This window comes from Paenibacillus sp. MAEPY2 (assembly GCF_000499205.1).
Lineage (GTDB): Bacteria > Bacillota > Bacilli > Paenibacillales > Paenibacillaceae > Paenibacillus > Paenibacillus vandeheii.
In genome coordinates, this window is sequence record NZ_AWUK01000004.1 from 198,292 (window position 1) to 213,025 (window position 14,734).

Annotated in this window: 10 protein-coding genes and 1 pseudogene; 5 read left to right on the forward strand and 6 right to left on the reverse strand. The window is 49.9% G+C overall.

Annotated elements, in window-relative coordinates:
* Positions 1–185 precede the first annotated feature (185 nt).
* Both P364_RS0102415 and P364_RS0102420 read left to right on the forward strand, forming a co-directional pair.
* Complete coding sequence (locus P364_RS0102415; protein WP_024628571.1) at positions 186–1,130, forward strand: DMT family transporter; 945 nt, start codon at positions 186–188, stop codon at positions 1,128–1,130.
* A gap of 100 nt (positions 1,131–1,230) precedes the next feature.
* Entirely contained in the window at positions 1,231–2,067 is an 837-nt protein-coding gene (locus P364_RS0102420) for a sulfurtransferase (protein ID WP_024628572.1), read from the forward strand.
* A gap of 81 nt (positions 2,068–2,148) precedes the next feature.
* Here P364_RS0102420 and P364_RS0102425 read toward each other — a convergent pair whose 3' ends face one another.
* From P364_RS0102425 to P364_RS38565, 3 genes and pseudogenes are all read right to left on the reverse strand, one after another.
* Positions 2,149–3,189: an NAD(P)/FAD-dependent oxidoreductase gene (locus P364_RS0102425; RefSeq protein WP_024628573.1), complete on the reverse strand. Its 1,041-nt coding sequence runs from the start codon at positions 3,187–3,189 to the stop codon at positions 2,149–2,151.
* A gap of 215 nt (positions 3,190–3,404) precedes the next feature.
* Positions 3,405–5,513: a hypothetical protein gene (locus P364_RS0102430; protein WP_024628574.1), complete on the reverse strand. Its 2,109-nt coding sequence runs from the start codon at positions 5,511–5,513 to the stop codon at positions 3,405–3,407.
* Positions 5,514–5,930: 417 nt separating this feature from the next.
* Positions 5,931–6,415: pseudogene (locus P364_RS38565) on the reverse strand (NAD(P)H-dependent oxidoreductase).
* A gap of 191 nt (positions 6,416–6,606) precedes the next feature.
* Between P364_RS38565 and P364_RS0102440 the strand changes: the two are divergent.
* From P364_RS0102440 to P364_RS0102450, 3 genes are all read left to right on the forward strand, one after another.
* A complete protein-coding gene (locus P364_RS0102440) occupies positions 6,607–6,969 on the forward strand; it encodes a winged helix-turn-helix transcriptional regulator (RefSeq protein ID WP_024628575.1) in 363 nt (120 codons plus the stop codon).
* Positions 6,970–7,014: 45 nt separating this feature from the next.
* The gene (locus tag P364_RS0102445; RefSeq protein ID WP_024628576.1) at positions 7,015–7,734 is read left to right on the forward strand and encodes an SDR family NAD(P)-dependent oxidoreductase; all 720 of its coding nucleotides are present in this window, start codon (positions 7,015–7,017) and stop codon (positions 7,732–7,734) included.
* A 296-nt stretch (positions 7,735–8,030) separates the two neighbouring features.
* Entirely contained in the window at positions 8,031–8,894 is an 864-nt protein-coding gene (locus P364_RS0102450) for a type II CAAX endopeptidase family protein (protein ID WP_024628577.1), read from the forward strand.
* A gap of 374 nt (positions 8,895–9,268) precedes the next feature.
* Here P364_RS0102450 and P364_RS38020 read toward each other — a convergent pair whose 3' ends face one another.
* From P364_RS38020 to P364_RS0102470, 3 genes are read right to left on the reverse strand one after another with little or no spacing between them, the layout of a single operon-like run.
* The gene (locus P364_RS38020) at positions 9,269–12,751 is read right to left on the reverse strand and encodes a glycoside hydrolase family 3 N-terminal domain-containing protein (RefSeq protein WP_236642203.1); all 3,483 of its coding nucleotides are present in this window, start codon (positions 12,749–12,751) and stop codon (positions 9,269–9,271) included.
* Between the two features lie 13 nt (positions 12,752–12,764).
* Complete coding sequence (locus P364_RS0102465) at positions 12,765–13,919, reverse strand: N-acetylglucosamine-6-phosphate deacetylase (RefSeq protein ID WP_029880661.1); 1,155 nt, start codon at positions 13,917–13,919, stop codon at positions 12,765–12,767.
* Between the two features lie 2 nt (positions 13,920–13,921).
* A complete protein-coding gene (locus tag P364_RS0102470) occupies positions 13,922–14,704 on the reverse strand; it encodes a glucosamine-6-phosphate deaminase (RefSeq protein WP_024628579.1) in 783 nt (260 codons plus the stop codon).
* Positions 14,705–14,734: the final 30 nt, after the last annotated feature.

Genomic DNA, 14,734 nt, shown 5'->3' on the forward strand with positions numbered 1-14,734 from the left:
CATTATATCGTTTCATGTCTCTATATAGAAGATTAATAGAAAAATGGTCCTGGAGAATGACAGAATAGTTACAAGCCCGGTTACAATCTACTTATCTATTTCTTCTCTTATACTTTTCCTGCGGATGCATTGTCCTGTATAATAAATTGATTTACGCCATTTGACTTCAAGAAGGAGCTACATCCATGACTAGCTTGAACCGTGCCGGCAGATCGATCTTTCTGCTATTCTTTGTCGGCATTATTGCCATTTCATTTTCTTCCATCTTTGTACGTTGGTCCACAGCCGATGTCGCCGTCATTGCGATGTACCGACTGTTCCTCACCAATCTGCTCATGCTGCCTTTTGTGTGGAAATTCCGTCATGAGATGATGGGTTTGAATTTCAGACAATGGGCTTTGCTGCTCGCATCCGGTGTCATGCTGGCCCTCCATTTCCTGCTCTGGATGGGATCGCTTCGGCTCACGAGTGTAGCCAGTTCAACGGTCATTCTCGCTTTGGAGCCTATATTGATTCTCGCCGGTTCCGTCTGGCTGTTCAAAGCCAAGATCAACCGCATGATGATCATCGGCATGGGTATCGCGCTGCTCGGATCAATCGCTATTGGTGCTGGAGATTTCCAGTTGGCAGGCACAGCGCTGCGAGGGGACATTCTTTCTTTGCTCGGGACAATCGCTGTGGCGGTACACATGCTGCTAGGACAGTTTTTGCGTGCTGGACTAAGTGCCTTCTCCTATAACTTCTGGGTATTTTTCGTAGCTGCCTGTACACTTGCGGTATATAATCTGGTTAATGGTCACCCGTTTGGCGGTTATGCGGCTTCCGAGTGGGGAATTTTCCTGCTGCTCGCCATCGTGCCAACGATCTTTGGTCATTATCTCTTCAATTGGCTGCTTCAATATATGAATGCTACGACGGTATCCATGGGTGTACTGGGGGAACCTGTATTTTCTTCACTGCTGGCCTGGATGCTACTCGGTGAATCCCTCAATGGGCTTCAAATGTCTGCCGGGGTTGTCATTATTTTCGGGGTATGGATCTTCATCCGGTATGGCAAAACCAAACCACAACCCATTCCCTCAGATGCTCCAGTAGCTGGAAAAGGGCCTGTTGAACCTACAGTGGTGTAACTTGCGTTTGTATTCGAATATTTCTAAAAAAACAACTGGGACCTGCATCACGCAGGTTCCGGTTGAATCCATCCCACTACATATAAGGCGGTGTGTTTTCATGAAAAATATTGTATCCATGCGCTGGCTGCTCGCCAGAATGTACGAACCGGATGTCGTCATTGCCGATTGCCGATTCCTGCTTGGTCAACCCAATGCCGGGAGAGAAGCTTATGATGCGGGGCATATTCCAGGTGCAGTTTATCTGGATCTGGAAAAGGATCTGTCCGCTCCCGTATCCACACACGGAGGGCGTCACCCGCTTCCAGATCCGGCTGAACTGGCAAATCGCCTCTCCAAAGCTGGCATCGGCTCGAATGCACGCATTATTGCCTACGATGACCAAGGTGGTATGAACGCATCGCGGTTGTGGTGGTTACTTCGTTATCTGGGACATGAACAGGTGTATGTTATGGACGAAGGCTTCTCTGCCTGGCAGAATGCCAAGTTCCCGGTGACCACGGATGTGCCTGTTCAGATTCCGGCTTCGTTTGAAGTGAATGTGCAGCCAGGACTGCTGGCGAGTGTTGAGGATATGCAAAAGGCGTCTACTGACGGCTCAGCTGTGCTGATCGATTCCCGCGATGCCCGCCGCTATGCTGGATTAGAGGAACCGATTGATACCAAGGCTGGACATATTCCGGGCGCACTGAATTATTTTTGGAAAGATGTGTTGAACTCGGAAGGACGCTGGACAGGTGCTGGAGCGTTGGAAGAACGTTTCAGCAAACTGGACAAAGATGGCGCGATTATTGTGTATTGTGGTTCTGGCGTCTCGGCCTGCCCCAATGTGATTGCGCTCGAAGAAGCGGGATATTCAAATGTGAAGTTGTATTCCGGAAGCTGGAGCGATTGGATTAGTTATGAAGAGAATCCGGTGGCTACCGGAGAGGAATAGAAGAATTGAGCAGATATGCTGTAGGTAAGTTGGAGTACATCGGTCAAGTGGCGATGTACTCTTTTTCTTTTTAATGTGGTCCTAAAATCGGGAGAGTCGACAAGGGTCTAATTCACTTCTTGATTCCCGATCGATGATTTCACTTGCAGCAAAACGTGCAATCAGCGGAGCCAGCGTAATTGCAGAATGCATCACCGTCAGATAAAGTCCCTTTATGTGATCTTGGAAACCCACGATTGGATAGCCGTCTTCAGGCATAGGTCTCAGACCGACCTTTATGCTTTCCAGTTCCAGTTGATTCCCGTCCTTCAGACTGCGACGCAACGTGTCGAATGCTCGCTTACCAACAGCCTCTGGTCCGTTTTCCTCCGACTCGTCGATATAATCTTCCGCAGCCAGCAGCGTATAATCTGTCAGTTGACGCGCTTCAAATTGCGCATTCGAGATCAATGTATGGATCAGTTTATTCGTCGTTTTCATCCGAATCAGAATGGAGGGCGACGACGTTACCGGCACGGAACAACCTAACGGGTTGCAAAGTTCGGAGACACCTGTACCTGCGGCCAATACCACGACATCCGACTCCAGAAAACCTTTGGACGTATGGACGCCAACCAGGCGGGAATCTTCTTGCTGCAGTTGTGTAACGTTGGTATCGAACTGAACCTTTGCTCCGTACTCCTGCGCTTTGTTCAACAACAGCTCCGTTAACACTACAGGGTCTACTGCACCTTCTTCGCTAACATACATCGCTTCATCCGGATATTCCTTCAGATTTGGCTCCAATGCTTCAAGCTGCTCCCGATTTATATTTTGAAAGTGGAGTTGCTCCCTTAGGGGCGGAGTGTCCCAAGTCAGCGCTCCATGCCAATGAATTTTTAATTCGGGTATCTCCTGCTGAAGCGCATGATATTCTTCCAAAGCTGCATCGTACAAATGCCAGTATTCGGGAGCCACTCTATGAGAAGTATGTATCCAGGCAAAAGACTTATCCGTGACTTCACACGCCGCCGCGGGGTGTCGTTCAATAAGGGTTACATCCTGGTTTCGTTTGGCCAGATGATAGGCCATGGACGCCCCGACAATCCCTGCGCCAATAATGACAATTTTTTGTTTATTCAATAATGACTCCTCCTTTTCACCATTATAACATAGGCGTTATGATATTCAGATGTCATAACGATGTTGGCTGCAACTCCGCCAGAATCAGTGGAACATTCGCTATTCCTCCCAAAGGGAATTCATACAGGGCAGGAGCTTCCCCCGAAGGGAAGCTCCTGCTGAGTCGGAATCAAGCATTGGAACCAGCCCAATATTACATCGCTTCGACGCAATCCCTATCCTTTCGATTCCGTCCAAGCCTCCGTGAAGGCATAACCCAGATGCTGGAATGCCTGCCGTACATGGCGGTAGAAGGTCGCACGGCTCATATGTAAGGCTTCAGCCAACTGCGATTTGCGGAAGTTCCGCTGAAGGTAGCCATCCCTCAGAATGCGCTGCTCGAACTCCGTGAGCGGATACCGCGGTGTCACTTCTGTAAGCAGGCACAGAATTAGTTCCCTTGCCGACGTTGGCTCACAACCCGCCGCTTGCAGAGAGGGTATTGCTTCCAAAACCGAGTCATCATACATATGCTGGACCATTTGCTTCATTTCACTCCAGGGAACGGCACGCAGCGCCTCCGCCTCCACTGGTCCGCTATCGTGCAAGCTCTGTTGCAGCAATCGTTTGACCCATATTTCGAACGTGATTTGGCGAAAATCCAGCTCCCACAACGTTACCTGCTCTCTCCCGCTGCGTCTAGATGGCGCGTGCTCATCCGGAATACCGCCTCCTCTGTCAAAGCCCAACTGCGAGAGGAGTGTGCCGAGTTGCGGGTCTGCCGCTGGGATGATCGCACGCAAGCCGTTTGCCGTATCAATGAGCCAGTTCTGGAACAGCATGGCCCCCAGCTCCTCCGGGCGATAATATGGCTGCTCCACGTCCACCGCAGCCAGCAATACACATACCGTATCTCCATCACGTCTCGCATCATACCCGTTATCACCAGCTAGTTTGGGCATGAGTTCAGCCAAAGCAGGCGCATAACGTTCGATCAACGGCCATGTGCGTTCACTCAGCCACAAACCCGCGCAGAACGCCAGCGGCTTGCCGTCACCGTTGCGAATTAAGCGAAGCCCTTCGGGAGCAACGTGTACAATATCGTCCAGCAATGCATGATGCTGCCCGCTCTCCACCAGTTCCGACTGCCAATCGCCTCTGGCCAGCGAGGCCTCCAGATAGCGGTGTAGCAGGGCCAATTCGTTCGGATTCAAGGATGCTTGTTGCTCATAATGCTGCTGACGTATTCCAGAAAAATCAGCATAGGCATGCACAGCAGGCAGTTGTTCCCGGTACAGCTCCAGCACATGCGCTGCGATCTGCATCTGTCCCAGCTTAGTTGCTGCTGGATATCTCTCCGCCAGCAGTTCCAATACCCTGGAGCGCATGGATTGATACTGTCCCGGGTCTCGCTTTTCATAATCCTCGCGCAGCATACAGGAGACCAACTGATGGAGACTCAAACCGTCCGCTTCTCTTCGAACACAGGATAGTCTGCCAAGGTCCATATACTCCGAGGCTGTAAGCGGTTTCTCCAACAGCTGATTGAGGATGGTTTGATCAGCGGAAGGGAGAATGGACATCACCTGCAAAGCCTCTACCATCCAAGGCAAAGCCGCTTCCTTCAAAAACTCCGCGCTTAGTATTCCCGGAAGCTGTGACATCCGGGGTTCTCCGTCTTGCCGCCGAAGCATGTCGACGGTCAGTGCAAGCAGCAGCGGATGACCGCTTGTCCGGTACTCTAGCTCCCATTGCACGGAAACAGGCAATCCGCTTGCCTGCACGTAATCAAACACCTCTTTGCGTGAGAACAACTCTAACGGGAAACTATCGATTCGTTGTCCCCATATCGGATTTGCCTGCCACGTAACGGGCAGACCAATCCGTGAAGCAAACACGAATAGACACTGTGCTCCAACTAGTCTTGGAAGGAAGCTGGACAGAAGCCAGCTTTCGATCCGTTCCAGATTTTCACAGTTATCAATCAGGAGCACCGTTCGCTGTCCCGTCAATTCCTCTAAGACATGTGCAAGCTGGGGCACGTCTACGCTGCGCAATCGGCCGTATTCCACCTCCAGGCTCATTTCCAGATGCGTCAAAAACGCCCCTGTCGTCTGCATGGAGATTCTTCCATCTATCCAGATGGTCCGCACATCAGCCGTTCTTGCCACATGGGCAAGCTCGGTCAGAAGCGTCGTTTTCCCAATACCTCCGATCCCGGAGACGGAAAAGATTCGTGAATCGGCCTCCGACAAGTTTAACCAGCTGGCGAAATCCTGCTTTTCCCGAGCGAATCCGATGATTCGCGCTGCATAATCATTTTGGTTAACCGATAGCGGGTACATCCTGCGTTTATACCTCTTTCTCTTAGAGTTGAGACTAAAATGAGACCACACGTTTTCTCTAGTATACTATACTATTTTATACACTAAGAGACTCTTAGAGGTTACTAACCTTCGTTCCAGGCTGGAATCCTACATGCAAACATCGGGGGTTGCAATGAACGCTTCAATTATTATCTACGCTCGCAGCCCTTACCTTCTCCAATATTGTGGAGCTACCGGGGACGCTGGACCAGTAGGACCACCAGGACCCGCTGGCGCAAACGGGACCAGTACCCCTTGAAATGTTCCTGAGGGAATGGTATCACATAATAAAATAAACGTACCGAAGGTAACCACAATATACACCAAAAGCCCGCGCACCAAGCGGGCTTTTGCACATACCTGTTTAAAATACCGCAGTGGTATGAAGTAGATTTCTTAAATCAATAGATTCCCAACTTCACTCTGATACTTATGGATATAACGGATATACTCTTGTGCACTTTGGTTAATTTCTTCATCGGTAGCTTGGAATGAGGCACCAAAGACTGCAAAATACGGTAACGCTACGGCGCCAACATGATTGATGCTGGCTTTGAATGGTGTGACTACCTCATCTACAGTAAAGGACACTGAACCATCCCGCGTATAATTTTCCTGCTTATCACCAATGGACATGGCCAAGCCCAACTTTTTCCCTTGCAGCTTGTTTCCTGATGATCCATACGAATAATATGATCAAATGCCTCCAGCAACTTCTGTTCTCTGGAAACATCGATGTTCCAGTCAGGATAGGCTTTATAAATCTCATGAATTGTAATATCGCTTGAGTGTTGCAGCAGCTCCTCTTTCCAGCGTTGATTCACTTTTGAAACTTCAATATTCGGATGTGCCAAAATGACAAGTGTTTTCATGATTAACATTCCTTTCTCGGTTCAACTACAGACTTCTTTTGCGAACACGGTCATTATCATATAAGCCCTAATAAAAGAAAATACACACCCGAAAGTAAGATGGTTACTTCAAAGTGTGTATGGACTTCATCAGCTCTATTGTGAGAAAATGAATAGTTATACCGTATCAATAAGAAGTAACATGAACGGGGTGATATGTCATGAAGCAATATAACCTGGGAATCGAAGCGACACTCGAAATTATTGGCGGCAAATGGAAAGCGCTAATCATATGTTTATTAATGTCCGGCGTAAAAAGGACAGGAGAATTACAGCGCAGTATAGACGGTATCTCGCAAAAGGTCCTGATCCAGCAATTACGCGAGCTTGAGAGGGACGGCCTTGTCAGAAGACAGGTGTACCAACAGATGCCGCCCAAAGTCGAATACAGCCTTACAGAGTATGGAGTTACCGCCAATAAGATTGTGGATGTAATGTGTACATGGGGGCGGGAAAATATAGCATTAAGGCAACAACAAGGAGAAGAAATTATACTGGTGGAAAATAAAGAGCCTGCTTTTTGAGCGGGTACCCATAGACTGACACTTTAAAAAGAAGGAGCAATTTAATTGAAAACCTATCTCGTATTTGGTGCTAGCAAAGGATTAGGAGATGCATTTGTGAGAGGAGTGCCCGATCAAGGCGATAAAGTATGGGTAGTGTCTCGAACCGAACCTGATAATTTGAAGCTTAACGATGGTGTAGAACGAATATGGATACAGGCAGATCTGTCTGATCTCAATGCAGCCACACTTGTAGTCGATAAACTCCAGAACGAGGCACTGGATGTTCTCATTTACAATGTAGGTATTTGGGAAAAAGAGGGGTTTGAGGACCACTATACGTTCGATAAGGACACCCCTGCCGACATCAGTAATCTGATTCATGTGAATATAACATCCGCTATTGTTTGCATTCAGGCATTATTGCCCCATCTCAGACAATCCACAGCTGGCAAAATAATTCTGATCGGCTCGACTGCAGGTCTAAGCAATGCAAACAGTAGCCAGGTTTCTTTTGTAGCCTCCAAATTTGCCATTCGAGGGATTACGGAGGCCTTGAGAGAACATACAAGACACGACAGGATCGCGGTTACGTGTATTAACCCGGGTGAACTTGCAGCTGAAGTTCCATATAAAGATGGCATTGACCGCGCTCTTTCCGAGTATAATGGTACACGCATCCCTCTTCAGGATATGGTTTCTATTGTAAAATGCATCGTCAGCCTGTCCAAAGCATCCTGTGTAAAAGAGATCAATATTCCGGCGATCACGGATATGAACGCATAATCGAATCGAATTTCCAGCGCGATTATAAAAAATATGGCAGCCAGAGAAAAATAAACACACAAAGAGCGCGTTTGATACGTGCTCTTTGTGCTGTCAACAAGGTGTTGTGCGAATTTATACTGTTTAGGGATTGCCTCGGTTCACCTCATTTTTCAAACCTCGTTGCTATACTTTAGTCCTGTTCCTACTGGGCTAGAGTCTTAGTCAAAAACTGGGCTGCAGTTTGTTCTGATCAGGATATATCCACTGTTATACTGCAAAGCGACATACATATTTTGATTAAAGGAGCTATCACAATGAGAACAAATCTTAGCACCAACCCTAACACAGGTTCAGACGAGGAAAAGGATCAGATTCAATCGGCCAGGCGGGGGCTGTATGTATACTTCGCCATGCTCATCCCGCTCTCCATCCTCAGTTATGTACTGATCACGAAAGCACCGATTTTTGGCCTGCTGCTTATGTGGACACCGGGCTTGTCCTCCATCTTCGCCCGTATCGTCCTACGTGAAGGCATCTCAGACATTTCCCTGCGGATTGGGGGGAAGCAGACATTGAAATCGTTACCTTTCATTTTGCTGTTTCCAGTCGTCATTGGTTTGTTTGCTTATGGAATTGCCTGGATTACGGGACTGGTCCAGTACGTCACACCGGATTCGTTCATTCAAGGCCCATCTGGCGTTATCCTTGCAGGAACTATACTTTTTCAGATGTTTGCGGGTACTGCAATTGGTGTGATCAGCAGTTCAGGAGAAGAACTTGGCTGGAGGGGATATATGCTCACTCGACTAATCAACGCCCGTGTACCTAGACCCGTGCTGACGAGCGGAATTATTTGGGGGGTATGGCACCTTCCCGTAATGCTTTTTGCAAATTATTATTCCGGTCCATATCCGGCCTTATCAGTTGTCCTCTTTATGATTTCAGTAACCTCTTTCAGTTATTTGATCAGCCGATTGCGCTTAACAACGGGCAGCATATGGCCCGCGATTCTGCTCCATGCATGTTGGAATGCCGTGATCCAGGATGCCTTCGATATATCTTCCACTGGCAAGAACGTTCTGCTATGGACTGGAGAATCGGGGATATTAGTGGCTCTCGCCATGCTCATTGCAGCATGGGTGATGTCGAGAAAGCCACTTGTCATGAGACAGCTTTAAACAAATGCTATTGCTATAGGTAAGGATATATAAAACTTTTTTTAGAAGACGATGTTGTTGTATTTCAGTCTAGTTAGCCACTGGGTATAACCCAATGGCCCAATAACGTCTTTGAAATAGACGTGGGTGACGGAATTCAGAGCTAAGATGAAAACGGTTGCCTGAGGAAGAAAACCAAAGTCTAAAGATTGACCAAAAGCCCGCACAGTAGCGGGCTTTTGGGATTTCCCTCCTGGACCCTGTGATTTCAGGCTAGATCAGCGGGGGGTGTTTTGAGATTAAAGGTTGACAAGTGCATATGAGCTTTTGTGCTTTTGTGCTTTTTGGATATATATATGTTTCATTGCCCTGTTGAGCAGCTGATTACTGGCATGTCACGTTGAGTCTGTCATATATTCCACCAGCGCCTGCAGTGAATAATCAGAGGTTGAGCACAGCAATATGCTTCCGGCTGCTTGCGGCAGTACGGTGTCATCATAGGGATTACGCAGCACGAGATTCAGCAGTGGTTTAACCGCAGCCAAGCCCTTGGACAGCGCCAGCTGACCTGTGAACAGATGAGCATTAAGGGTGCCCTGGATAACGACATCCGCATCAGCAGCTTGCTGTACCAGGAATTCTATCTCCTCCGCATCAGGCTTCATCGCACAGTAGCGCGTCTCCACAGCCATGCCTTTCGCCTTTAACAAGGAGGCCAGCCTAATCTCGGCAGACCCACTATTATCGGCTCGGGTCAGCTGCTCCTGCTGCGGTAGAATCAGCAAATATTTCAGCGAATCCTTGAGTGGAAGCAAGCTGTCCGGGTCCCGGCTAACTTTTACAGTCATACGAGCCAGTTTCAGTGCCTCATCCGCCCACTGCTGTCTGGCAATCGGCTGTGCAGGCGCCTGGTAATGCTCGAATTGAGCATATAGCTGCCGGATACGAAGAACCGACTCGTCGATTTGCGCCTCGTTGATGCGTCCATCCCTAACAGCGGCCAGAATACCTGCGATCACCCGACTCTGAAATTCTGGCGTATGGCACATCAGGATCATATCGTTCCCTGCCTGAACGGCCAGCACACCCACGTCTTCCGGGCTGAAATTTTTGCGAATTGCCCCCATTTCAATATCATCAGTGCAGATCACCCCCGCAAAGCCCAACTGCTTCCGCAGCAGTTCCGTGGCAAAGAAAGGACTTAGGGAGGCTGGAAGTCCACCGGATTCCGGAATGTTGGGAAACACCAGATGCCCCATCATAATTGAATCCGCCCCGGCTTCAATGGCTTCAACAAAAGGAAGTAGCGGCCCCCCCATTAACTGATCAAACGTGAGTTCACATTCAGGCAAAACAATATGCGAGTCTCCGCTCACTTGCCCGTGGCCGGGAAAATGCTTTGCCGTTACCGCCACACCTGCTTCATGCATTCCCTCTATATAGGCACGACCGAACCGGGCTACCAACTGCGGGTCCTCTCCGAAGGAGCGAACACCCACAACCGGATTATCTATATTCGTGTTCACATCCAGCACCGGTGCCCAGTTCATGGGAATGCCCAGGGAGTGCAGCTCACTGCCGATGAGTTTACCGAGCAGCCGGGCGGCTTCCGGGTCTTCACTTAACCCAACTGCCCGGTTGCCAGGGATATAGGGAAAAAAGGACTTAAATTTGGACAAAGTGCCGCCCTCTTCATCTACCGAAACATAATAAGGCAAAGGGCTGCCGTTATCTTGGGCTATGTTCTTTACTTCTGCAAGCAGCGCATATGTCTGCTGCTCACTCTCAATATTATGGGGAAAGATGCCGATGCCCCCGAATCGGTGCTCTGTCATTCTGCCACGAAAATCTGGCTCGGCCCGAGTCGATGGAGTGCCTATTACGCACATCATGGCTACTTTGTCTTCCAGACTCATTGCCTTTAGATTGAATGGTGTCGGAATTTTATTTAGACCTAGTTCTTGATAGAGCGTGCGCTCCAGATAATCATGCAGATAGAACCTGGATTTCACAAAATGCTCCGCCATATCAGAAGGCTGGTAACGCTCCAGCGCAGCCTTCATCCGAGGGAGGACACCATCACGTCCGCGACGGTTTCTCGAATAATTGTTATGGAGCGAGCGCCACTCCGCATCGTCGCCGGGATAGAGCTCCCAGCGGTAGGCATATTTGTGAATGGCCCGCGAACGATCTGTTGCCACCTCAAAATCATGCATGATCGCAATCAGTTCCGCTTCTGCCTTATGCTGTCGCACTTCGTTCATCAGCTTCCAGATCACATCGTAATAATCCTCCACCCTGTAATTGCCGAGAAGATTGTGTCCGGTAACAGGATCAATGCCATGAAACCGTTCCAGAAAACGGTCGATGAAGGTAGCCGCATCCGCTTTGCGATTCCAGGCCAAATCCGCATGCAGCAGCATCGGGTACCAGGTGGTTTCAAAAATACCATACGGAACACCGAGGCTGAAAGGCCCCGTCCAGTTGGTCGCAACCACGCAGCCAAGATTCAGCTTGTCGGCCGTCTCTGCCCACTGTAGCAAGTTGTCTGTCCGGTTCAGCAGTACCGGATAATTCTGATGCTCAGCCCAGTCAAAGCTGCGGACTGCCGGCGCTCCCATAACTTCAATGCCGAACGACCTGAATTTATCCGCATGCGAAGTAACCTCCGCTTCGATATTGCGCCCGTTGTAGATCCAGATCATGGCGATACTTCGCTGATCCAGCTTAGCCAATTCCTCTGGCGGACATTTATCCAGCATGTCATGCCAGAAAATCGGCTGTTTCCCCCGTTCTGACGTAAATGCAATCAGACGGTTCACAAAGGCGATAAACGCTCGTTCCCTCACGCCTCCAAACTCGATTTTGCAGCGTTCGCATTCGCATAAGCTGTAGACCTCATCACAGCCGAGGTGGATATAACGTGAGTCCGGATGGGCATCAATCATCTCCCCGAGCAGCGTAGTAATCAACGCAAAGGTTTCCGGGTGCGACGGGCAGATCTCCCCGATGGACTGCTCTGTCTCGCGAAGATGCCGCCAACCTTCGTGACGCAATACATATTCCAGATGTCCAAAGCTCTGCTGGAGCGGAATAATCTCTATAAAATGCTCATGGGCGTTCCGCTTTAATTCTTCCAGCTGTGAAAGACTTAACGCATGCCGGGGATGTGTGAACTCGGGATAGGTCCTGAATGGAAATTTATCCTCGTATTCAATTAAAATCGCATTCGTCTTATAACGGGCGAATTCAGCCAAATACTCCGTCAGCAGTTCCGGCTTCGAGAACGTCTGACGCAGGTCGAAATTCATGGCCCGCAAAGGTGTATCCGGCCAGTCGGTTATGCACACCGCCGGGATGACACCATCCGGTCCGCGCAGCTGAACCAATGTCTGTAATCCGTAAAACAGACCCGCAGCATCCAGTGCGTACACCTCAGCCCTTCCGTTCGATACCTCCAGCTTATATCCTTGTGGATGATGTACGTCCAGCCCGGACGGGTCTGTCTCGTCTTTTCCGATGAATGAACTAACATCAGAGATGATTAGGCCTTTCGGTTGTGCTCCCATAGCTTCAGGAGCTTCATGAACTGTTTGAGCTTCTTGGACTTCTTGGACTTCATGAATTGCATAGGCTTCTTGAACCCCATGGACTTCCTGCTGCGTTTCCTGTCCTGAAAGACCTTCGATTACTAGCAAATAACCCTTTTTTACCCCGGAGCATGTATATCCCATCCCCGGAAATGCCCGGCGGCAATGAATTTCCAATCGGGGATCATCCTGCTCCATGAAAAGGCTCAGTCTTTCCTCACCATTCAGACGTAAGGGACCTCCCTCGGTCGCTACAATCTGCTTCGGTTGTGGTATTAAGCTCTGCATCGCTCTCCCCCTATTATTGGCTCTCTGAACTGATTCGGCCGTTCTTCCAGCACTGCAAAACACTCAACTTTCCATCGTCCATATTGAAGCTAACGATATCTGCAGGAGCTCCGATCGCAAGTCCTGCGGCCTGTTCAAACCCAAGCAGCCGGGCCGGATGCACCGATGCACAATCCCAGGCATCAGGAAGCCCGGATAACCCCGCATCAACAAGATACCCCACTTGATCCGGCAGCATCATCGCCGATCCAGCCAACAGCTCCGGCTGGCCAGCAAGGTGCAGCCGACCTTCCGCCGTCAATACCACATCTCCACCGATGTGCAGGTTGTAGGAGCCTGGCGGCATACCGCTCAGCGAGACGGCATCGCTGACCAGAATGGCACGGTTTCGTTTCATCCGTAGAATTACGGCTAGCACGGACAGCGGAAGATGGTGACCATCCGCTATCATACAGCCATACAGCTCATCGGCCGCCAGTTGTTCCCACAAATAGTTAGGATGACGGGGAAGCATCAGATGCGCGCCGTTGCCAAGATGTGTAGACATCAGCGCTCCTGCGGAGACCGCTTCCCTGATCTGCTCTGGCGTTGCTGCCGTATGTCCAATGGAGACCAGAATACCGGATTCCCTGCACCGGGAGATAAATGAAGCGGCACCAGGCCACTCCGGGGAAAGGGTAATGATGCGAATCAACCCTTCGGCAGCTTCCTGCCAACGACTTAGGGCCTCCCAATCCGGGGGAACAATATGCTGCACTGGGTGCGCGCCGCGTGGGCCATCCTCCGGTGAGATGAACGGGCCTTCCAGATGAATGCCCGCAATTCCCCGGGCCATATCCGGGTTCATTCGAACGGCTTTTGCAATGGTGGAAGCCGCCTCAACCAGCCGTACGGAACTGTTTGTAATCAACGTTGGACAATAGTTTGTAACCCCTTGTCTTTGGAGCTTTCGTGTCAACTGCAAAACCGTATCCGGACACAGCAGGGCCGTGTTCAGATCCAGCCCCCATCCGCCGTTCACCTGTAAATCCACAAGTCCAGGCGCAAGCCAAGGCAGGCAATCTACGGAAGGCGATATTTCAATTTCAGTAACAGCAGTGATACGTCCATCTCTGACTTTCACCTCAATGGGCATCCCCGTTCTGTAATGCTTCCCGATCATTGGCATGTTCACAGGCCGTAGGCTTCCCGGTCTGTGAACATCGTGATTCCGGGATGTGTACGCAGGATGGTAGCGGGACATGCCGTGCTAATCGGATCATGTAAAGCTGCTGCAAGCGCATTCCGCTTGGAAGCCCCTGGCACAATCACAAACAGCTCCCTTCCAGCCATTAACGCCGGAACAGTCAATGTCAACGCCTCCGCAGGCACATCTTCCAGTCGAGCAAAGCACCCATCGTTCACCTGCTGACGGCGACAGGCTTCGTCCAGCTCCACTGCTTTGACGACTCTCGGATCTTCAAAATCGGCAACTGGCGGATCATTGAAGGCAATGTGCCCATTTTCTCCAATCCCTAGGCAGACGATATCAATAGGAGCTTCACGCAACAGGTCTCCATATCTCTGACACTCCTGCTCCACATCGTGTAGCCCATCCAACAGCTCCACACGCCCAGGCTGCACCCGACTGAACAGCCGATCCGTTAAATATCGTCCGAAAAGCTGTGGAGCCGTATCCTCCAGACCCATATACTCATCCATATGAAAGGCACAGATCCGCGACCAATCGATGCCTTGCTCTCGTACCAGACCCTCATACAATTCGTTTTGGGAAGGGGCTGCAGCGAAAACCATGCGAACCTGGCGCTCTGTATCCTGAAGCAGGTGTCTTAATCTTGCCCCAACCGCAGCCGCTGCCGCTGCCCCCATCTGAACCCGATCAGCATAAACCTGTACTGACATGTGCTCAACGATATGAATCTTTAGCGGTTCCACCAATTCATCCGCATTCATGTGCTTCCTCCTCCTTAAAGCCATTTCTTG

Coding starts and splice junctions, on each gene's coding strand:
- P364_RS38020 (WP_236642203.1), bottom strand. CDS start 12,751: ATGCAGAGCTTAATACCACAACCGAAGCAGATTGTAGCGACCGAGGGA.
- P364_RS0102470 (WP_024628579.1), bottom strand. CDS start 14,704: ATGAATGCGGATGAATTGGTGGAACCGCTAAAGATTCATATCGTTGAG.
- P364_RS0102465 (WP_029880661.1), bottom strand. CDS start 13,919: ATGCCAATGATCGGGAAGCATTACAGAACGGGGATGCCCATTGAGGTG.
- P364_RS0102440 (WP_024628575.1), top strand. CDS start 6,607: ATGAAGCAATATAACCTGGGAATCGAAGCGACACTCGAAATTATTGGC.
- P364_RS0102420 (WP_024628572.1), top strand. CDS start 1,231: ATGAAAAATATTGTATCCATGCGCTGGCTGCTCGCCAGAATGTACGAA.
- P364_RS0102415 (WP_024628571.1), top strand. CDS start 186: ATGACTAGCTTGAACCGTGCCGGCAGATCGATCTTTCTGCTATTCTTT.
- P364_RS0102450 (WP_024628577.1), top strand. CDS start 8,031: ATGAGAACAAATCTTAGCACCAACCCTAACACAGGTTCAGACGAGGAA.
- P364_RS0102430 (WP_024628574.1), bottom strand. CDS start 5,513: ATGTACCCGCTATCGGTTAACCAAAATGATTATGCAGCGCGAATCATC.